Source organism: Arthrobacter sp. B055-34 (assembly GCF_059090425.1).
The window spans coordinates 1-19,559 of record NZ_JBNHFQ010000017.1; the positions used below are offsets into that span (position 1 = coordinate 1).

The 19,559-nt window shown below is 64.4% G+C and carries 18 protein-coding genes and 1 riboswitch; of the genes, 10 read left to right on the plus strand and 8 right to left on the minus strand.

The genetic code is table 11. The features are described from left to right. Positions 1-181: 181 nt before the first annotated feature. Positions 182-826, minus strand: coding sequence for a M23 family metallopeptidase (locus AC5RWO_RS20945; RefSeq protein WP_244250838.1), 645 nt, complete (start codon positions 824-826; stop codon positions 182-184). 157 nt (positions 827-983) lie between these two features. Beyond that, a riboswitch (cyclic di-AMP (ydaO/yuaA leader) is annotated at positions 984-1,196 on the minus strand. An 89-nt stretch (positions 1,197-1,285) separates the two neighbouring features. Continuing rightward, complete coding sequence (locus AC5RWO_RS20950) at positions 1,286-2,002, minus strand: iron-dependent transcriptional repressor DtxR (protein ID WP_498733800.1); 717 nt, start codon at positions 2,000-2,002, stop codon at positions 1,286-1,288. A 282-nt stretch (positions 2,003-2,284) separates the two neighbouring features. Here AC5RWO_RS20950 and serC point away from each other — a divergent pair, with 282 nt between their 5' ends. Beyond that, the gene (gene serC, locus AC5RWO_RS20955) at positions 2,285-3,418 is read left to right on the plus strand and encodes a phosphoserine transaminase (protein ID WP_498733802.1); all 1,134 of its coding nucleotides are present in this window, start codon (positions 2,285-2,287) and stop codon (positions 3,416-3,418) included. An 89-nt stretch (positions 3,419-3,507) separates the two neighbouring features. Here serC and AC5RWO_RS20960 read toward each other — a convergent pair whose 3' ends face one another. From AC5RWO_RS20960 to AC5RWO_RS20970, 3 genes are read right to left on the minus strand one after another with little or no spacing between them, the layout of a single operon-like run. Beyond that, positions 3,508-4,767: an MFS transporter gene (locus tag AC5RWO_RS20960; protein ID WP_498733804.1), complete on the minus strand. Its 1,260-nt coding sequence runs from the start codon at positions 4,765-4,767 to the stop codon at positions 3,508-3,510. Between the two features lie 49 nt (positions 4,768-4,816). Beyond that, positions 4,817-5,596: a DUF3027 domain-containing protein gene (locus tag AC5RWO_RS20965; RefSeq protein ID WP_498733806.1), complete on the minus strand. Its 780-nt coding sequence runs from the start codon at positions 5,594-5,596 to the stop codon at positions 4,817-4,819. A 50-nt stretch (positions 5,597-5,646) separates the two neighbouring features. Beyond that, on the minus strand, positions 5,647-6,030 hold the full coding sequence (locus tag AC5RWO_RS20970) for a cold-shock protein (protein ID WP_074699739.1): 384 nt from the start codon (positions 6,028-6,030) through the stop codon (positions 5,647-5,649). Between the two features lie 198 nt (positions 6,031-6,228). Here AC5RWO_RS20970 and AC5RWO_RS20975 point away from each other — a divergent pair, with 198 nt between their 5' ends. The 7 genes from AC5RWO_RS20975 to AC5RWO_RS21005 all read left to right on the plus strand — a co-directional run bounded on the left by AC5RWO_RS20975 (position 6,229) and on the right by AC5RWO_RS21005 (position 14,546). Further along, positions 6,229-6,483, plus strand: a complete 255-nt coding sequence (locus AC5RWO_RS20975) for a hypothetical protein (RefSeq protein WP_498733809.1) — start codon at positions 6,229-6,231, stop codon at positions 6,481-6,483. Positions 6,484-6,554: 71 nt separating this feature from the next. Continuing rightward, positions 6,555-9,215, plus strand: a complete 2,661-nt coding sequence (locus AC5RWO_RS20980) for a helicase-associated domain-containing protein (protein WP_498733811.1) — start codon at positions 6,555-6,557, stop codon at positions 9,213-9,215. Continuing rightward, positions 9,208-10,857: a DNA repair helicase XPB gene (locus AC5RWO_RS20985; RefSeq protein WP_498733813.1), complete on the plus strand. Its 1,650-nt coding sequence runs from the start codon at positions 9,208-9,210 to the stop codon at positions 10,855-10,857. Before AC5RWO_RS20980 ends, AC5RWO_RS20985 begins: the two co-directional genes overlap by 8 nt. 63 nt (positions 10,858-10,920) lie before the next feature. After that, positions 10,921-11,754: a class I SAM-dependent methyltransferase gene (locus AC5RWO_RS20990; protein ID WP_498733815.1), complete on the plus strand. Its 834-nt coding sequence runs from the start codon at positions 10,921-10,923 to the stop codon at positions 11,752-11,754. Positions 11,755-11,894: 140 nt separating this feature from the next. Beyond that, entirely contained in the window at positions 11,895-12,605 is a 711-nt protein-coding gene (locus AC5RWO_RS20995) for a response regulator transcription factor (protein ID WP_074699744.1), read from the plus strand. A 65-nt stretch (positions 12,606-12,670) separates the two neighbouring features. Beyond that, positions 12,671-14,071 carry a sensor histidine kinase gene (locus AC5RWO_RS21000; protein WP_498733816.1) on the plus strand — a complete coding sequence of 467 codons (1,401 nt, stop codon included), beginning with the start codon at positions 12,671-12,673 and terminating at the stop codon, positions 14,069-14,071. A 184-nt stretch (positions 14,072-14,255) separates the two neighbouring features. Then, positions 14,256-14,546 carry a WXG100 family type VII secretion target gene (locus AC5RWO_RS21005; protein ID WP_074699746.1) on the plus strand — a complete coding sequence of 97 codons (291 nt, stop codon included), beginning with the start codon at positions 14,256-14,258 and terminating at the stop codon, positions 14,544-14,546. A gap of 57 nt (positions 14,547-14,603) precedes the next feature. Here the strand turns inward: AC5RWO_RS21005 and AC5RWO_RS21010 are convergent, their stop codons facing one another. Next, complete coding sequence (locus AC5RWO_RS21010; RefSeq protein WP_498733818.1) at positions 14,604-15,566, minus strand: RNase H family protein; 963 nt, start codon at positions 15,564-15,566, stop codon at positions 14,604-14,606. Positions 15,567-15,617: 51 nt separating this feature from the next. Between AC5RWO_RS21010 and AC5RWO_RS21015 the strand changes: the two genes are divergently transcribed. Next, a complete protein-coding gene (locus tag AC5RWO_RS21015) occupies positions 15,618-16,505 on the plus strand; it encodes a DUF4031 domain-containing protein (protein ID WP_498733819.1) in 888 nt (295 codons plus the stop codon). A gap of 93 nt (positions 16,506-16,598) precedes the next feature. Here the strand turns inward: AC5RWO_RS21015 and groL are convergent, their stop codons facing one another. Beyond that, a complete protein-coding gene (gene groL, locus AC5RWO_RS21020) occupies positions 16,599-18,236 on the minus strand; it encodes a chaperonin GroEL (protein WP_074699749.1) in 1,638 nt (545 codons plus the stop codon). A gap of 395 nt (positions 18,237-18,631) precedes the next feature. Here groL and AC5RWO_RS21025 point away from each other — a divergent pair, with 395 nt between their 5' ends. Then, on the plus strand, positions 18,632-19,237 hold the full coding sequence (locus tag AC5RWO_RS21025; protein ID WP_498733821.1) for a TM2 domain-containing protein: 606 nt from the start codon (positions 18,632-18,634) through the stop codon (positions 19,235-19,237). Positions 19,238-19,341: 104 nt separating this feature from the next. On the opposite strand, the gene AC5RWO_RS21030 is transcribed toward AC5RWO_RS21025, so the two are convergent. Then, positions 19,342-19,548, minus strand: coding sequence for a cold-shock protein (locus AC5RWO_RS21030; RefSeq protein ID WP_169997102.1), 207 nt, complete (start codon positions 19,546-19,548; stop codon positions 19,342-19,344). Positions 19,549-19,559 lie beyond the last annotated feature (11 nt).

Genomic DNA, 19,559 nt, shown 5'->3' on the forward strand with positions numbered 1-19,559 from the left:
CCCGGAAGTTGGTTCCCCCGCCCCTGCCATGCGAAATCGTTGCGAACGGACCCCGGGAAGTGGCAGAGCTAGGCAATCCACCCGGAGGTGCCAAACCTCTAACCGGTCTTCGGCACGGGTTCGACACTATAACGTTTCATCTTCTAAGTCACACTCCGGTCACGGAATGGTGTGTCTTTGGTTACAGCCAGCCCTTAGGGTCAACCATGTCGCCATTGACAACTACCTCAAAGTGGAGATGGCAGCCGGTGGAATTACCGGTCGTACCGCTTTGGGCCAACAACTCCCCACGGCTGACGGTGTCGCCAACCTTGGCGCTAATGCTTGTCAGGTGGTTGTACGTGGTCTCAAGACCGTTACCGTGGTCCACCACTACGCGGTTGCCGTAGCCGCCAAACCAGCCGGCTTCCTTGACCGTGCCGCCAGCGGCAGAGTAGACCGGCGAGCCGCAGGCTGCGCCGTAGTCCTGGCCGGTGTGCATTTCACCGGCATATCCGGTCACGGGATTGACCCGCATACCGAACGGCGAGGTCATCTTCATGCTGTCCATCTCCATTGGCTGGGACAGCGTACCTTCACTGCTGACGGCCTTGGCATCACTGCCGGATGCCACCATGACCTGTTCGAGCTTGGCGTCCGGGTCAAAATTGCTCGTCAGGCCGGCGCGCTGGAAGTGCAGATCAACTTCCGCTGCCGCCGTCACGGGTGCGGCGGCGACGGCTGTGACCTCGGCTGCTGCCGCATCAACGGTGGGTTCGCCGGACGCAGAGGCACCTGCGGTTGTGGGCAGCAGGACAGTAAGCGCCATGCCGGATGCGGTTGCCACGATAGCGGCCTTTTGGCCGGCGCCTCGGACTACTGCGGTAACGGGCGACGGAGCAGCTTCGGCGCGTCGACGGCCGGTGCTTCCTGAACGCGAACGCGACCTACCTGCCGGGGCGGCCGAACGACGCCGTCCCGTGGCTCTTTGTTCTGACAAAAGTCTTCCCTCTCCTATAAGCCTGCGAAGTTAGCTGTCGGATTCGAGTAAGAGATAACTCGGCCACAAGACGTGCGGTATCAGTGCGGAAAGCAGCTGGTACCGAAATCAAGCGTGGCTTCACCCCTAGGCAGCTGGGTAGGCTGCCGATCGTGGGTCCTCCGCCCCTGTCAATGCGGGTCGCTGATCCGCTGACAGGGTTCGGCTACGGATCAGGTGACGCCAATGCATCGGCGTCAAGCAACAACTATAAAGGGAAACCCTTCAGAGTAATAATTCCTTTATCCATACCTGTGGACAACAGGGTTAAGCGTTTCCGGCTGGGACGGGATCGAACGCCACAAAGATGTGGGCAGCTACCTCGGGCGGCAGTTCGAGTGCGCCCTCGATGCCTGGGACACGAACTGAAATGTATTCGCCAACGGTTTCCAGTTGCAGCTTGGCCCCGGGTTTCAGGCCACCTTCATCAAGTTGGAGGAGCAATTCCGGCTCCACCTGGATCGGCTCGGCCAGCCGGATAATCGTCACGGTGTCCGACGGTTGGTACTTCCGCATGGCCTCTGTGAGGTTAACAACACCGTTGATGAATTGCTCAGCAGGCTTTCCACCCAGTGCCTCGAGCCCCGGAATGGGATTGCCGTATGGCGACTCAGTAGGTTTGCCGAGCAGCTCATAGAGGCGCTGCTCCACGCGCTCGCTCATCACATGCTCCCACCGGCATGCTTCGTCGTGGACGTAAGCCCAGTCCAGACCGATGACATCCGCAAGGAGCCGCTCGGCCAGCCGGTGCTTGCGCATCACTTCGGTGGCGCGGCGCCGGCCGTTCTCCGTAAGCTCCAGGTGCCGGTCTCCGGAGACAACCACTAGACCGTCACGCTCCATCCGCCCCACGGTCTGGGAAACGGTAGGTCCGGAATGGCGCAGGCGCTCCGCGATGCGGGCCCGCAGGGCAACGATGTTCTCTTCTTCCAGCTCGAGAATGGTCCGAAGGTACATCTCGGTTGTGTCGATGAGATCAGTCACTGGAATTCTTGCTCCTCAGCGCAGGTGGCGGGATAGATCCGAAAGCCGACGCACCGGCGTCGTGGTCCCCCAACAAGGTTATCTTGTTTGCCCCAAGTGCCGATAATTCCGGTGTTTGCACCAGACGCACGACAGATGACGGGACGCGCCAGCATCACTGGTCCAGCATGCGAAATATGCGCGTCTCAAGTATCGGACGGCCGGACCTCTGCGACAGAATGTGAGGAGGTTCGAAGGCGAACTGTCTAGAGATCAGCGTAAGCCCGCCAGGAAGAAGCCCTTATGAGCGACAACCAGTCAATAAGCATTCCCGCAGACCTGCTGCCCCAGGACGGCCGTTTCGGTGCCGGACCGTCCAAGATCCGCTCCGAACAGATCGACGCCGTTGTGGCGGCCGGCCGGGATCTGCTCGGCACCTCCCACCGCCAGGCACCGGTCAAGAACCTTGTGGGCAGCGTGCGCGAGGGCCTCCAGACGTTCTTCCAGGCTCCCGAGGGCTACGAAGTTATCCTCGGCCTCGGCGGGGCCACTGCTTTCTGGGACGTCGCAACTTTCGGCTTGGTCGAGAACAAGGCACAGCACCTCTCCTTCGGTGAATTCAGCTCGAAGTTTGCCGCGGCCACGAACAACGCCCCCTTCCTGGCGGAATCCTCCATCATCAAGGCCGAGACCGGTTCCCGGCCCACCCCGAAGGCCGAAGCCGGCGTAGACGTCTACGCCTGGGCGCAGAACGAAACCTCCACCGGTGTTGCCGCTCCGGTCAAGCGCGTGGACGGCGCAGACGAAGGGTCGCTGGTGCTCGTCGACGCCACCTCTGCCGCGGGCGGGCTGCACGTGGACGTCTCAGAGAGCGACGTTTACTACTTCTCGCCGCAGAAAAACTTCGCGTCCGACGGCGGTATCTGGCTGGGCATGTTCTCTCCTGCAGCGCTGGAACGCGCCGCAAAGATCGGCGGCACCGACCGCTGGATCCCGGACTTCCTCAACCTGCAGACGGCGATCGACAACTCGCTGAAGAACCAGACCTACAACACACCGGCGCTGACCACTCTGGTGACCCTGAACAGCCAGATCGAGTGGCTCAACAGCAACGGCGGCCTGGAGTTCGCCGCGAAGCGCACGGCAGATTCCGCCGGCCGCGTCTACAGCTGGGCGGAAGCGTCCGACGTCGCAACTCCGTACGTGGTCAATCCCGAGCACCGTTCGAACGTCATTGCCACGGTGGACTTCGATGACTCGGTCGACGCCGCCGCCGTCGCCAAGGTCCTGCGTGCCAACGGCGTGGTGGATGTTGAGCCGTACCGCAAGCTCGGCCGCAACCAGCTGCGCATTGCCACCTTTGTCGCGATCGAGCCGGAGGACGTCAGTGCCCTGCTCAACTGCGTGGACTACGTGATTGAGCAGTTGAACGGCTGATTCCTGCCAACTGCAGCACGAGGCACCCTGGTTTTCCCAGGGTGCCTTGTTGTTTGTGTTGCGCGAGCGCCGGCAAGGGTTCGGGCAGCCTACGGCCGTTGCTGCAGGTAGGTAATGCGCAGCTTCCGTTTGGCAGTACGGTCGAACTGGAAACGCATTTGTTTGGCGCGCCATGCCCAGATGAAGCCGACCAGTGCCGCGGCCAGTCCGGCAAGCGCACCCACGCCCAGGCCCCACCGGGGTCCGAAAACGTCGGTGACGGCGCCGACGATGGGAGCACCGATCGGGGTCCCGCCCATGAAGATCGCCATATACAACGCCATCACGCGTCCACGCATCACCTGATCCGTGTTGGTCTGCACGTAGGCGTTCGCACCGGTCATGATGGTCAGCGCGGACACTCCGATGGGCACGAGGGCCAGGCCGAACAACCAGGCGTTGGGTGCCAGGGCGGCCGCCGTACAGGCGACCGCGAAGGCTGCCGCGGCCCCGAAAATGAATCGCAACCGGGGCCGGTCGCGGCGGGCAGCAAGCAGTGACCCCATGACCGAGCCGATGGCCATGACAGACGACAGCAGGCCGAAGTCGCCGGCGTGCCCGCCGAATTCGGTCCGGGCCATGGCGGCAATATAGATGGCGAAGTTCAGTCCGAAGGTTCCGATGATGAAGATCGCCGTCATGACGATCATCAGGTCCGGCCGGTGGCGCACATAGCGGAACCCTTCGCGGATCCTGCCCTTTCCCTTGGCAGCCTTGGGCAGCGAACGCAGCTCACTGCCACGGATCACCAGCAGTGCGGCGATCATCGCCCCGAACGTGCCCGCGTTGATGAGGAAAACCCAGCCAGGCCCGACGGCGACTGTGAGCACGCCGGAAACGGCCGGTCCCACCATGCGGGCCAGGTTGAAGGAAGTGCTGTTCAGCGCGACGGCGTTGGGCAGGAAGTCATCGCGGACGAGCTCCGAGACAAAGGTCTGCCGGGCCGGGGCATCCACGGAGGACACCATGCCCAAGGCCAGGGCGAAGGCGTAGACGTGCCAGAGCTCCACAACGCCCGTGATCACCATGATGCCAAGCCCAAGCCCCAGCAATGCCATGGAGATCTGGGTGATCATGAGCAGGTGGCGCCGGTTGAAACTGTCCGCGATCAATCCGGACCATGGCGCCATGAGCAGCTGCGGGCCAAGCTGAAGCGCCATGACGATGCCCATGGCAGCGGCGTCCTGCTTGGTCAGGATGTCGTAGACCAGCCAGTCCTGGGCGGTCCGCTGCATCCAGGTGCCAATGTTGGAGACGATCGCCCCGACAAACCAGATGCGGTAGTTGAAGAACTGCAGCGAACGGAACATCTATACAGGCGCTCCTTTCTGCCGCAGGATTCACATGGCCGCGGATGGTTTAGGCGGTTGCCTCCGGGTGTGGGGTGGTCTCAGGTGCCTCGAAGCCGGAGTCGATTGTCTCCGGGGCGGACTCAACTGCCTCCGCGTTAGCCTCAGCTGTCTTTACATCCGAGGCGAGTTCGTCCGTAACGAGTTTGTCGGCCGAGTGCTCCGACGACGAGGGCTCAAGCACTGCGTCCGCTGAGCCCGCGTTCTCCGACGTTGCGGAGTCCGAAGTTGAGGGATCCGGGTCAGCCGATGCTCGGCCAGCGGATTCATCCACGGCTGGAGCGGCAGCTTCGTCGACTGGTCCAGCTTCAGCGGCGCCATCGACGTCGTTCGCTGCTTCGTCTGGAGCCTGGCCGGCGCCGTCGTTGTTTTCGCCGTCGTTGTTTTCGTCTGCGATGCTCTCGGCTTCCGCTGCGGCCTCTTCGGGACGGACCCGCTCGGCCCACGGAACCCAGTCCGGCGCCAGCAACGACTTCTCCGAGGGCAGCAGGCCGATTTCGCAGACCGTGATCTCTTTACTCCGCGGGGCGCGCGCGAGGGAGGCAAACCACTGCCAGCCGATGTAGCCGGGCAGATAGGATTCGAACCGGTGGACCACCAGGCGTTCGGCTTCCGCCACCACGCCCACATGGTCGCCGACCTGTTCTGCCGGTGCCATCTCGAGCACGCCCTGACGGGCACGGTCCACGGCAGCGGCCAGCAGTGCATCCAGTTTGGCGGGCCGCTTGGCAGCGGGCCGGCGTCGTACCGGAGCAGGGCTTTCCGCGGCGGTGTCTACTGTTGGTTCCACTGCAGATTCCGTTTCTGTCTCAGCGCTGCTCATGTATGGACTCCGCCGGCTCAGACGTCCAGCTGATCCGCGACGTGGCGCAGCACTGCGGCGACCTTGGCCGAGTGGGCCTTGTCGGGATAGCGGCCCTTGCGGAGCCCGTTGGAGATGTCGTCGAGCAGCTTGATGAGGTCTTCGGTGATGACGGCCATGTCTTCCGCCGGCTTCCGGACGGCCTTCGCGACCGACGGCTTGGCATCAATGATGCGGGCCGAAAGGGCCTGCGCTCCACGGCGTCCCTCGGCTACGCCGAACTCCATGCGGGTGCCGGCCTTGACCTCGGTGACGCCGGCCGGAAGCGCGGAGGCATGCAGGAACACTTCCTGGCCCTCATCTGTGGCCAGGAATCCAAAACCTTTTTCCGTGTCAAACCATTTGACCTTGCCGATGGGCACTTCAGTTACCTCGTTCTACGATTCCGTTGCAGGGTAATCGCCCGCTGCTGCGCTTTCATGTCCCGTGCAGGTTCCGGTGCCAGCGATCTGTGCTGGCTGTACGGTAACCATAGACGGGGAAGTCTCTATCTAGATTAGCTTGTTCCGGCAGCCGTCCCGGACTTTGCCGGCAACATGTCCGCTGTTAGCGTTATCTGCATGTCCGCCCCTGTTCCGTCGTCCAGTTCCGCGGCCCGCCCGGAGACGGGCAGGCTCCTGATCACCCTGGTGACGATTGCCGCCGTCGTATCCCTCGCGGGGCTTGCCAGCCTGACCGTGATCCTGGTCAGCGCCCTCTTCGGGAACGAAGCCTGGCCCGGGTTCCTGGCCATCGCCTGGACCGGTTTCCCGGTGGCGTTCCTCTTGATGGGCTTCCTGATTCTGCGCAGCATCAGGCGCCGGCGCAGCTTCTGATCTTGCTTGGGCCCTGATCCCCGCGTCTTCAGCCAGTTTCAGGGCTTGCCGGGCGGGGTAACGTTATTCTGATGTCCTCCATCCGTGCGTTGGCCGATGATTTGGCTGCCCGCAGCGATAATCAGCTGCGGGCGCTGCTGGGCGCCCGCCCGGATTTGTGCCTGCCTCCGGTGCCGGATTTTTCCGCCCTCGCTGCCAGGGCGTGCACCAGAATCAGCCTGCAGCGGGCGCTGGAGAAACTCTCCCGACCGGAGCTGGACCTGCTCGAAACGATAGTCCTGACCACCGACGTCGACGCCGGCACGGGCATCGACGCGGACGCACTCACACCGCTGCTCGTCCCTGAGCCGGACACCACCGTGCAGCAGCCGGGCAACACCGGCATGCAGCAGCTGGACGGCTACCTCGCCAAGCTGCACTCGCTGGGCCTGCTGGTACCGGTTCCGGCCGGATTGGACCAGCGGATTGGGTTCCTCCCGGTGGCCAGCCTGCCTGACGTGCTGGGTCCTTACCCTTCCGGTTTGGGCCGCACCTATGCGAAGCTCGCTGCCGCCAGCCCCGAGGCGGGCGAACGGATGGTCGCCGTCGTCGCTGCGCTCAGGGGTGCCGGCTATCCGCTGCCCGACGGCACCGACAGTGCTGACAGTGATACTGAGTTATCTCCGGCGGACAAGGCTTCCGCGGCTGCCCGGGCCCTCGAATTGTGGCTCTCCGCTCCCGGCACCTGGGAGGCGCTGCTGGCTGAGGCGCCGCCGAAGACCGGCGAGCTGCTGGAGCGGTTCCGCCGCTCGCCGGTGGGCACAGTCCCCCAGGCGCTCCGGAATCTGCCAGTGCACGACGCCGGGGGCTCGCCGGTGGAGTGGTTGCTCGCCCGCGGTCTGCTGGTGCCGGTGGATGCAAGCCACGTTGAACTGCCGCGCGCCGCCGGGATCGCGGCCCGCGGCGGCGCCCTCATCAACCCCTGGCAAACCGCGGCCCCCGGGTTCGGGACGGAGGAAGAAGCCGCGAGGTCCGGCACCGGGCGGGCGCGGACGGTCCGGGCCAGCCTGCGCGACAATGCCGCCTATTCCGCCGTCGCCGAGACCTTGCGGCTGGTCTCCGAGCTCCTGGTGCTCGCCGGCACGACGCCGGTGGCAAACCTGCGCGCCGGCGGTGTCGGCGTGCGGGAAATCAAGCGGCTGGCGGATGAACTGCGCATCGATACCGCCGAGGTGTCCTGGCTGCTCGAGCTGACTGCCGCGGCCGGGCTGCTCACCTTGGACGTGGATACCAGTAAGTGGAGGACCAACGACGCCGGCACTTACGCCGCGTCCGACCGTCACCATCAGTGGCTGCTGCTGGCCACGGCGTGGCTGGCGCTCGACCGCGCGCCTGCGCTGGTGGGGTCCCCGGCCCAGCCGGGCTCCCGGCCAGACGCCCGCCCAGGATCCCGGCCAGGCGTGCGGCCGGACTCCCGGCCGGACGCGGCGAAGCCCGGCATTAACGCCCTCGCCGCGGAAGCGTCGCGTCCCGACGCACCCGCCGTCCGCCGTCGTTTGCTTGCTGCCCTCGCCGAACTCTCCCTCCCAATCGGCGACGGCACCTCGGTGGCGGCACCGGCGGAGTCCCTGGTGACCGATTACCTCTGCTGGCACCAGCCGCGGCTGCGTCGCCGGTTCGAGCGTTTGGTCCCGGGCATGCTGGTTGAGTCCGCGCGGCTGGGCCTGCTCGGCTCCGGTGCGCTGACCGAACTAGGTGCCGCGCTGGCCGCCGGCGAGCCGGAGGAGGCCGCGGAGCTGCTGGACCGGCAGCTGCCGGAACCGCTGAGCCATTTCCTGCTGCAGGCGGACCTGACCGCAGTGGCCCCGGGCTACCTCGAGCCGGCGGTGAACCGCGAACTGGCGCTGCTTTCCACCGCCGAGGGGCAGGGTCCGGCCGCCATCTACCGGTTCTCCGCGGATTCCGTCCGCCGCGCCTTGGATGCGGGGCAGGACGCCGAGGGCATCCTCGAGTTCCTGACCCGTCACTCGGCCACCGAGGTACCGCAGCCCCTGCGCTACCTTGTCGAAGACACCGCCGCCAGGCACGGTGCCGTCCGGGTGGGCAGCATGTCCTCCTATTTGCGCAGCGAGGACCATGAACTCCTGGACGCGCTGCTGGCGGATCCGCGGGCCGCGCTGCTGGGGCTGCGGAGGCTGGCGCCTACCGTGCTGGCGTCGAAGTCGGGCGCCCGCGAACTGCTGCACACCCTGCGCGAGCTCGGCTATTCCCCCGCACCGGATCAGGACGACGACGGCGTTGCCCTCACCGCTGCGGGCGGCGCCGGCGGCGCGGCGGGAAGTACCCCTGCACAAGGTGGGATCACCCGCGTAGCTGGCATCGCGCCGTCGTCGTTCCCGGTCCGGACCAATCCCTGGCTGCTCACGGACGAAGACCTGCAGGCCCAGCTGGACCGGTTGCGCGGAGCGGGCACGTCGGCCAAGTCCGCCGCAGGCGCGGAGGCGGAACCGCTGCTGGCCTTGGAGACCCTGCGCAAGGCGATCCGGCTCAAGCGGCCGGTGCGGATCGGAATTGTGGAACCCAACGGAACCCAACGGCACGAGGTCCTGCAGCCGCTCTCCGTGGGCGGCGGCCGGTTGCGGGTCTTCGACGCGGGTCGCGACAGCGAGCGCGTGGTCTCGATCCACCGCGTGATGGACATCGAGCTGGTCGACGAGACCGGCGGCAAGAAGAGGAGCACCACCGATGGCTGACGGGCCGCTGATCGTCCAGAGCGACAAGACCATCCTGCTGGAGGTGGACCACGAGCAGGCCACCGAGGCGCGCCACGCCATCGCGGCCTTCGCCGAGCTCGAGCGCGCGCCGGAGCACATGCACAGCTACCGGATCACACCGCTGGGGCTGTGGAATGCGCGCGCTGCCGGGCTGGATGCCGAACAGGTACTGGACACGTTGCTGCAGTATTCGCGCTTCCCCGTGCCGCATGCACTGCTGATCGACATCGAAGAGACCATGTCCCGGTACGGGCGGCTGCGGCTGGAAAAGGACCCGCAGCACGGCCTGGTGCTGCGCACCGACGACTATCCGGTGCTTGAGGAAGTAATGCACGCCAAGAAGATCCAGCCGCTGCTCGGCCCGCGGATCGACGGCGAGACCACCGTGGTGCATTCCTCGCAGCGCGGCCAGCTCAAGCAGTTGCTGCTCAAGCTCGGCTGGCCCGCCGAGGACCTGGCCGGCTACGTGGACGGCACGCCGCATCCGATCGCGCTGGAGGAGAAGGGTTGGAAGCTCCGCCCCTACCAGCAGGTGGCTACGGAGAACTTCTGGGCCGGCGGTTCCGGCGTCGTCGTTCTTCCCTGCGGTGCGGGCAAAACGCTGGTGGGCGCCGCGGCGATGGCCACGAGCCAGACCACCACGCTGATCCTGGTGACCAACACGGTCTCCGCGCGGCAGTGGAAGGACGAGCTGCTCAAGCGCACCACGCTCACCGAGGACGAGATCGGCGAGTACTCGGGCTCGCTCAAGGAGGTACGGCCGGTAACCATCGCGACGTACCAGGTGCTCACGCTGCGCCGCGGCGGGCTCTATCCCCACTTGGAGCTGGTGGACAACAATGACTGGGGCCTGATCATCTACGACGAGGTGCACCTGCTGCCGGCGCCGATCTTTAGGATGACTGCGGATCTGCAGGCCCGGCGGCGGCTCGGCCTGACGGCGACGCTGGTGCGCGAGGACGGCCGCGAGGGCGAGGTCTTCTCGCTGATCGGCCCTAAGCGCTACGACGCCCCGTGGAAGGACATCGAGGCGCAGGGCTATATTGCGCCGGCGGACTGCGTGGAGGTGCGGGTGGATCTGCCGCGCGACGAGCGCGTGGCGTACGCAATGGCCGACGACGCCGACAAGTACCGTCTCTGCGCCACCTCCGATACCAAGAACGGTGTGGTGGAACAGCTGGTGGCCCACCATAAGGGCGAGCAACTGCTGGTGATCGGGCAGTACATCGACCAGCTGGACGAGCTCGCCGAACGGCTGGACGCGCCGCTGATCAAGGGCGAGACCTCGGTGAAGGAACGCCAGCGGCTCTTCGATGAATTCCGCTCCGGCTCCCTGCACACCCTCGTGGTGTCCAAGGTGGCGAACTTCTCGATCGATCTGCCCGAGGCCGCGGTGGCGATCCAGGTTTCCGGCTCCTTCGGCTCGCGGCAGGAGGAAGCCCAGCGGCTGGGACGGCTGCTGCGCCCCAAGTCGGATGGCCGGGCTGCGCGGTTCTACACCGTGGTGGCGAGGGAGACGCTGGACCAGGAATTTGCCGCCAAACGCCAGCGGTTCCTCGCCGAACAGGGCTATGCCTACACCATTCTCGATGCCAAAGACGTGGGAAAGACGGGGAGCTGAGCCGGTCCGGAGACGCCGGCGCGGCGTAGAATTTCAGCCATCAAAACCAGTGGGGAGGCCGCCGTGGACGCTGAACAAGTTGTCGCCGAGCATTACGCGAAGCCGGATCTGGAGGATGCCATCCTCGCCGGGGTGGCCGCTGTCGGCCTCGATCCGGACCATTTCGAGCCGGATGATTTGGCCGCGGTGGACCAATTCCACATCGGCGGTGCTGAAGCGGCCGAGGACGTGGCCCGCGGCGCCGGCATCGGCAGCGGCATGCGGGTGCTGGACATTGGCTCCGGCATCGGCGGACCGGCACGCTTGTTCGCGCACCGGTTCGGCGCCACGGTACACGGCGTGGATCTCACCCCGTCCTTCGTGACCACGGCCCAATCCCTGACCCGGCGCTGCGGCCTGACCGGCCAGGTCAGCTTCTCCAAGGCCAGCGGCCTGGACCTCCCCTTCAGCGACGGCGAATTCGACGCGGCAACCATGATGCACGTCGGAATGAACGTGGAACACAAGGACGCCTTGTTCCGCGAAGTCCACCGCGTGCTCAGGCACGGCGGGGTCTTCGCGGTTTACGACATCATGCTCACCGGGGAGGGCGAACCGCAGTTCCCCCTGCCGTGGGCGGCGAGCGCCGAAACGTCCTTCCTCCGTTCGCCCCAGGACTATATCCGGGAACTGGAGGAAGCGGGTTTCACCGTGACGGGCGAACGCAACCGGCACGGTTTCGCGTTGGAATTCCTGACCCGTGCGCAGGCCCGGCTGGCCGATAACGATCCTCGGCTGGCCGGCATGCAGGTGGTGCTAGGACCGGAAGGACCCGTCCGGATGGGACATTTGACGCAGGCGATCCGCACGGGAACGCTCGCTCCGGTAGAGATTTTCAGCCGCCGCGATGGGGCCTGAGGACCAGATGTCGAAGGCTACGTACACACAATAAGAGGCCCCGCCGTCGTTATTCCATACGGCTGGGTAACGGCTGGCACCGGGCCAGCACCCAAGATATGTACAGACAACTCCCAGAATCTGTGAGCATACTGAAAAGCGTGAAGAAAAACGAACCTGAAGCAAAACTGCTCGTAGTTGACGACGAACCGAACATTCGGGAACTGCTTTCAACCTCCCTGCGCTTTGCCGGGTTCGAAGTTGTTGCCGCCGCAAACGGCCGTGATGCCCTCGCCGCTGCAGAGGAACACAACCCTGACCTCGCGGTGCTGGATGTCATGCTGCCGGACATGGACGGATTCACCGTGACCCGGCGGTTGCGTGCGGCCGGCCGCCACTTCCCGGTCGTCTTCCTCACCGCCCGCGACGACACCGATGACAAAGTCACCGGCCTAACCGTCGGCGGCGACGACTATGTCACCAAACCCTTTAGCCTGGACGAGGTGGTGGCCCGGATCCGTGCCGTGCTGCGCCGGACCCAGCCGCTGCTCGAAGACGACGCCGTCATCCAGGTTGACGACCTGGAACTCGACGACGACGCGCACGAGGTCCGCCGGGGCGGGCTGGTCATCGACCTCTCCCCCACCGAATTCAAGCTGCTGCGCTACCTGATGCTGAACCCGAACCGGGTGCTGTCCAAGGCGCAGATCCTGGATCATGTCTGGGAGTATGACTTCAACGGCGACGCGTCCATCGTGGAGTCCTACATCTCCTACCTGCGCCGGAAGATCGACGCCAATCCCGAGGCTCCGGCACTCATTCAGACAAAGCGTGGTGTGGGGTACCTGCTGCGCACGGCGGAAAAGCGCTGACAGTGATCCAACGGTGGAGGTCCGCCTCGCTTCGCACACAGTTGGTTGCAATCATCTGTGTGCTAATGGCCGCTACCATCGCCCTGACTTCGGCGCTGATGATCAAGTTTCTTGAGAACGATTTGGTCCGCCAGATGGACACAGACATTTACAACAACGCGCCGACCATCAGCCGCCAAATCATTCGTGATGCCAATTCAGGAGTTCTCAGATATTCCGCTGTCTTGATGCGACCGGACGGCGAACATATTCAGAAACTCTTTCCTCTGAGGGAGACGAACAACAACTCGGCAGTCGACCTGCCCGTCATTCCTAATCTGACCGTTGACGATGTCGAGCGACTGGACGGCACACCTTTTAACGTGCCCGGAACTAGTTCGGAAAGTGCCGGCTGGAGGGTAATGGCTTTTCACGTATCTGACGGTTCCCTCGCCGTTGCGCTCCCCTATAAAGAAGTCAATGAGACGGTAGAAACCCTCACCGCCAGTGCACTTCTGCTCGGGCTCTTTGCCACTGCGGCAGCATCGACCATAGCCTGGTTGGCTATTACGCGAGCGTTTAAGCCGCTGAGCACGGTCGAAAAAACTGCAGCAGCCATCGCCGCTGGCGACCTGACCCGCCGTGTTGAAGTGAGCAACCCGAACACGGAGATCGGCAAGCTTTCCAGTTCGCTCAACGCTATGCTCGCCCACATCGAAAGCGCCTTCGCCGGCCGTGCAGCTTCCGAAAAGCGCATGCGCCAGTTCGTCGCGGACGCTTCCCACGAGCTGCGCACTCCTCTAGTGACTATCCGTGGTTTCTCCGAGCTTTATCGCCACGGGGCCTTGCAGACCCAAGACGATGTCGGGGCGGCCATGGGCCGGATCGAGAGCGAGGCCACCAGGATGGGCCAGCTCGTGGAAGACCTGCTTACTCTAGCCCGTGTGGATGAACAGCGTCCGCTGGAGGCGAAGCCGCTGGACCTGCTGCTGCTCGGCAACGATGCCGCCATGGACGCCCGCGCCAGCGCCCCGGACCGGGACATCAAGGTCATTGGGCTCGACGGGGCGGGGGCCCAGCCTGCGCCCATCGTCGGGGACGAAGGCAGACTGCGTCAGGTCGTGGCCAACCTGATGACCAATGCACTCCGCTACACGCCTGAGGGTTCGCCGATCGAAATCGCGGTCGGCGTTGAACCGGTCATCGACGACAAGAAGGACTCCGTGATCGAGGTCCGCGACCACGGTCCCGGGATATCGGAGGAAGAAGCCGCCCGGGTCTTCGAGCGATTTTACCGCGCGGATTCCTCACGCTACCGCGAGACCGGCGGTACCGGACTTGGCCTGGCCATCGTCGCGGCACTGGTCGCCCAGCATGACGGCACTGTGCGACTGCTCGATACGGAAGGCGGCGGGGCGACCATGTCCATTCGGATTCCCTATGAGCCAGCGCCCGACGACGACCGCAGCGAGTTCGAATACAACTGATCCACACGGGCAGTCGACGGTGCCCCTGGGCCTTTGGAAGCCGAAATAGCCGCGGGACCATGGTCCTCCACTTTCGTGCTTCAACTCCGCGTTATCCACAATCGCACGCCGGCCCCTCGCCTGCACTCCTTACGCTCCCTAGCCTCGAAGTATTGATTGGATCAACTACTTCGAAGGGAACATCATGGCTGTATTCCATGTGGACAGTGAGGCCTTGAACGCCAAGAGCATGGCGGTCCAGGGGACCATCGGCCGGCTGCAGGCCGAGGTAAACACCATGCAGTCCGGGCTGCGGGAATTGGAATCGTTGTGGACGGGCTCCGCTTCCGCGAACTTCCAGCAGTTGATTACTGACTGGCGTGCAACGCAGCTGAAGGTTGAAGAGTCCCTGGCCAGCATCAATACGGCACTGGCCCAGGCATCGCAGCAGTATGCTCAGGCCGAAGAAGCCAACGCACGCATGTTCATGGCGTGACCAAGAACCGCAGTCGGGCCGGAATCCCCCATCTGGACCCCGCGCCGCCACTGCCGGTTAGCTCTGTTCCGGCGTTCCCTGATGGAACCGCAGCCGCCACTGCTCCCCCTCGCGGAGCCACAGTGAGCTGCGCAGAGCCGAGCCGGTTCGCGAGCTGCTGCGGTAAGTCAGCAGGACACTGTCTTCGCCAAGCCGTTCAGCGGCGAAGACCTCCACGGTTGATTCCGTCTCCGGATCGCCTTGGAGGGCACTGATCGTGTCGTCCCTGGTCCACATCCGGCCCGACTGCCCAATCTCGGTGAAGTCCGGGTGCAGGAGCACGGCAAGCCGTCCGAAGTCGGCTCGTGTGCCGGGGCTGAGCAGTTCCTGTTCCAGCCTGACGACCAGTTCCTCGACAGGTTCCTGTGCGTCCGGCGCGGAGAAGTCCTCCAGCTCGGAGAACAGATCGGGCTCCGGGCTCTCCGGGTTCTCGGCCCGCTGAGGCATGCGGGGCTCGGGAACACGGACGGCCGATTGGGCGACGGCGGGAGTATCCAGGGCGGCTGAGGCCGCCCGGCCTTGGAACCCCGGCCCGTGAGGAATAACCGATCCGTTTTGGAAAGCCAAGGCTACTGCCCGGGCACGGACATCGGCTGCCTCGTTCAGGTCATGCCCGGCGTGGCCCTTCACCCATTCGAACTTGTAACTGCGGCCCTTGATGACTTGGTCGATCTGCTTGAGGAGATCGACGTTGAGTACGGCTTTGCCGTCGGCCTTGCGCCAGCCCTTGCGTTTCCAGCCCGGCATCCATTTGGTGATGCAGTTGATGACGTACTGGCTGTCGCAGAGGATATGCAGGGGCTCTTCCGGCAGGTGTTCGGTGGCACGGAACAAATCGAGCACCGCCATGAGCTCGCCCTGGTTGTTCGTTCCGTGCGGCCAGCCTCCAGCTGCCCAGGAATTTTCGTCAATGTACCAGGCCCAGCCAGCAGGGCCCGGGTTGCCGAGGGCAGAACCGTCGGCGGCAGCAGTAATCGTCATAGTCTCCATCTTTTCAGATCGGCAAGGTCCTATCGGACATAGGCTGGCAGGGTGGCAATTCTTATCGATCCCCCGCTGTGGCCGGCCCACGGAACGCATTTTTCCCACCTGGTCTCGGACTCCTCATTGGACCAGCTGCACGAGTTTGCGGCGGCCGCAGCGATCCCCAGCAGGGCATTTGATCTGGACCATTACGATGTACCGGCAGAACGCCATGCGGAACTTGTCGCCCGGGGTGCTGTGGCCGTTCCCGGCGGTGAACTGGTGCGTCGACTGATCGCCAGCGGGCTGCGGGTGCCGGCGCGCCGCAGACCCGGAAAACTGGAGCACGTACTGCTGCAGCATTGGAACGCCTTGCTCCCCGGTCAGGAACGACTGGGCCGGGAGCTCATCTCCAGGTGGGGCGAGGACCACCGGCACTACCACGACCATTCGCACCTGCTGGCGGTCATCGAGGCACTGCGCACGCTTCAGGACCACGGAGAGCGACCGGGAGAGGAAACCCGGGCCGTCTGGCTGGCGGCCTGGTTCCATGACGCCGTCTATAAAGGGGTGGCAGGAAAGGATGAAGAAGATTCCGCGGCACTGGCACACGGGAAGCTGACCGGCGCCGGCTGCCGACCTGAGGAGGTTGCTGAGAGCGTCCGTCTGGTGCTGCTGACAGCGCATCATGCTCCGGCTGACGACGACGCGTCCGGAGCCATGCTGTGCGATGCGGACCTGTCGATTCTCGGCAGCCCTCCGGACAACTACCGCCGCTACCTCGCCGCAGTCCGGAAAGAGTACGCGCACGTCGGTGACGCTGATTTCGCAGCCGGCCGCGCCGCCGTCGTCCGCCGGTTGCTGGCCTTGGAGCCGTTGTATCGGACGGACACCGCCCGCAAGCTCTGGCTGGCGCAGGCCCGGCAGAACCTGAGCACCGAACTGGCCGAGGCTTAACCCGGGAAGGCACGGCTCCCGATCGGGAACCGTGCCTTCCTGTTGGAACTGGTCAGATGATGACCGGCTTGGAAGCGGCTTGCGCCGGACTTCCTAGAAGCCGCCCATACCGCCCATGCCGCCCATGTCGTCGCCGCCGGGCATGGCCGGAGCGTTCTTCTCGGGCTTGTCAGCGACAACGGCCTCGGTGGTGAGGAACAGGCCGGCGATGGAAGCCGCGTTCTGCAGAGCAGAGCGGGTCACCTTGACCGGGTCGTTCACACCGGCAGCCAGCAGGTCTTCGTAGACACCGGTTGCAGCGTTCAGGCCGTGGCCGGAAGGCAGACCGCGGACCTTGTCGGCAACAACGCCCGGCTCGAGGCCAGCGTTGAAGGCGATCTGCTTCAGCGGAGCATCGATGGCAACCTTGACGATGTTGGCGCCGGTTGCTTCGTCGCCCTCAAGGTTCAGGTTGGCGAACGCCTTGGCGCCGGCCTGGATCAGGGCAACGCCGCCACCGGCGACGATGCCTTCTTCAACGGCAGCCTTCGCGTTGCGGACAGCGTCCTCGATGCGGTGCTTGCGTTCCTTGAGCTCAACTTCGGTTGCGGCACCGGCCTTGATGACTGCAACGCCGCCGGCCAGCTTGGCCAGACGTTCCTGCAGCTTCTCGCGGTCGTAGTCGGAATCGGAGTTGTCGATCTCGGCGCGGATCTGGGAAACGCGGCCTGCGATCTCCTCGGCGTCGCCGGCACCTTCAACGATGGTGGTCTCGTCCTTGGTGACAACAACCTTGCGGGCCTGGCCCAGCAGTTCGAGGGTTGCGTTCTCCAGCTTGAGGCCAACTTCCTCGGCGATGACCTGGCCACCGGTCAGGATGGCGATGTCAGCCAGCTGAGCCTTGCGGCGGTCACCGAAGCCCGGAGCCTTGACGGCAACGGACTTGAAGGTGCCACGGATCTTGTTGACAACCAGGGTGGCCAGAGCCTCGCCCTCGATGTCTTCGGCGATGATCAGCAGCGGCTTGCCGGACTGCATGACCTTCTCCAGAACTGCAACGAGGTCCTTCACGTTGGAGATCTTGGAGTTGACGATCAGGATGTACGGGTCTTCGAGGACCGTTTCCTGGCGCTCTGCGTCGGTGACGAAGTAGCCGGAGATGTAGCCCTTGTCGAAGCGCATACCTTCGGTGAGCTCGAGCTCCAGGCCAAAGGTGTTGGACTCCTCGACGGTGACAACGCCTTCCTTGCCGACCTTGTCGAGAGCTTCAGCGATCAGTTCACCAATCTGCGGGTCGCCTGCAGAGATCGAGGCGGTAGCAGCAATCTGCTCCTTGGTCTCGATTTCCTTGGCGGAAGAGATCAGTTCGGCGGTGACAGCGTCAACAGCCTTTTCGATACCGCGCTTGAGGCTCAGCGGATCGGCACCGGCGGCAACGTTGCGCAGGCCTTCCTTGACCAGGGCCTGGGCGAGGACGGTTGCGGTGGTGGTACCGTCACCGGCGACGTCGTCGGTCTTCTTGGCAACTTCCTTGACGAGCTCTGCGCCGATCTTCTCGTACGGATCGTCGAGCTCGATCTCCTTGGCGATGGAAACACCATCGTTGGTGATCGTGGGAGCGCCCCACTTCTTTTCGAGGACAACGTTGCGACCACGCGGGCCGAGCGTGACCTTAACTGCGTCAGCGAGGATGTTCAGTCCACGCTCGAGGCCGCGGCGGGCCTCTTCGTCAAAGCTAATGATCTTTGCCATGGCGGCATACGTCCCTTCTGGACAGTAGACAGCGGGCGCAGCCTTGGATAAACCAGGACTGCTAACCACTGCGATGCCCGCGACGGACGGGTAACGACGACGGCGATCTCTTTACGCCGCACCGCCACCCTCATCCCAGTGGTTTGGATTTTTTCACTCTCCCCCGTCGGCCGACTGCTTAGCAGTCAACCAGCGAGAGTGCTAACACAATAATTAGCACTCACCACCCTCGAGTGCAAGCTGCAGCCAGGATTACTTGGACAGCTTCACAGAGCGCGTAACACCCTGACCGCCACTGACACGAAGATCAGGGTGCCCCCCGATAGTCCGGGCCCGTGCCGCGCCGTAGATTGTAGGTAGTCACGCAGCACCATCACATACCGAAGGAAAAGAACATGTCGGAAAATCCGGACGGCAAGCAGGACAAAGCCGGGCAGGACCAGCCCGGACCATCCCGCGGGGAGAATCCCACCGAGCCACTGCGGGGCGCGGGCACCAGTCCCACACAGCCCCTGGGCAATATGCCCGGTGAACAGGCGCCCGGAGGAAAGCCTCCGTACGGCCAAGCACCGCAGGGCCAGCCGCCGTACGGGCAGCCACAACAGGGGCAACCGCCGTACGGGCAGCCCCAACCGGGCCAGCCGCCGCAGGGACAGGCGCCCTATGGACAACCGCCTCACGGCCAGCAGCCGCTTGGCCAGAATCCCTACGCGCAGCCGCAGTACGGCCAGGTTCCCTACGGGCAGCCGGCCCAGCCGTATTACGCCGGCTACCCGGAACAGAAGTCCCGCCTGATCGGCGGCTTGCTGGGCATTCTGCTCGGCGGACTGGGCATCCACCGCTTCTATCTGGGCTACGTCGGCATCGGGATCGTGCAGATCGTCGTCACCATCGTCACGTTCGGTCTCGGTGCGATCTGGGGCTTCGTCGAAGGCATCATGATCCTGGTCGGAGCCGAAATGTTCCGCCGCGATGCCAAGGGTGTTCCGCTCAAGGAGTAGCAGGCATCCCGCCCAAGCAGCCGGGGGCGGTGTTTAGAACTGCATACGACGGCGGCGTGCGGCTAAATCAATAGCCGCACGCCGCCGTCGTAATTTGGCAAAGATCAGGAAGCGAACTTCACTTCCTCAGCCTGCGGACCCTTTTGCCCTTCCCCGATTTCGAATTCAACGCGCTGGCCCTCCTCAAGGGAGCGGTAACCGTCCATCTGGATGGCGGACCAATGCACAAATACGTCAGCTTCGTTTTCATCGACGGTGATAAAGCCGTAGCCTTTTTCCGCGTTGAACCATTTGACGGTTCCCTGCGCCATATTGCTCTCCA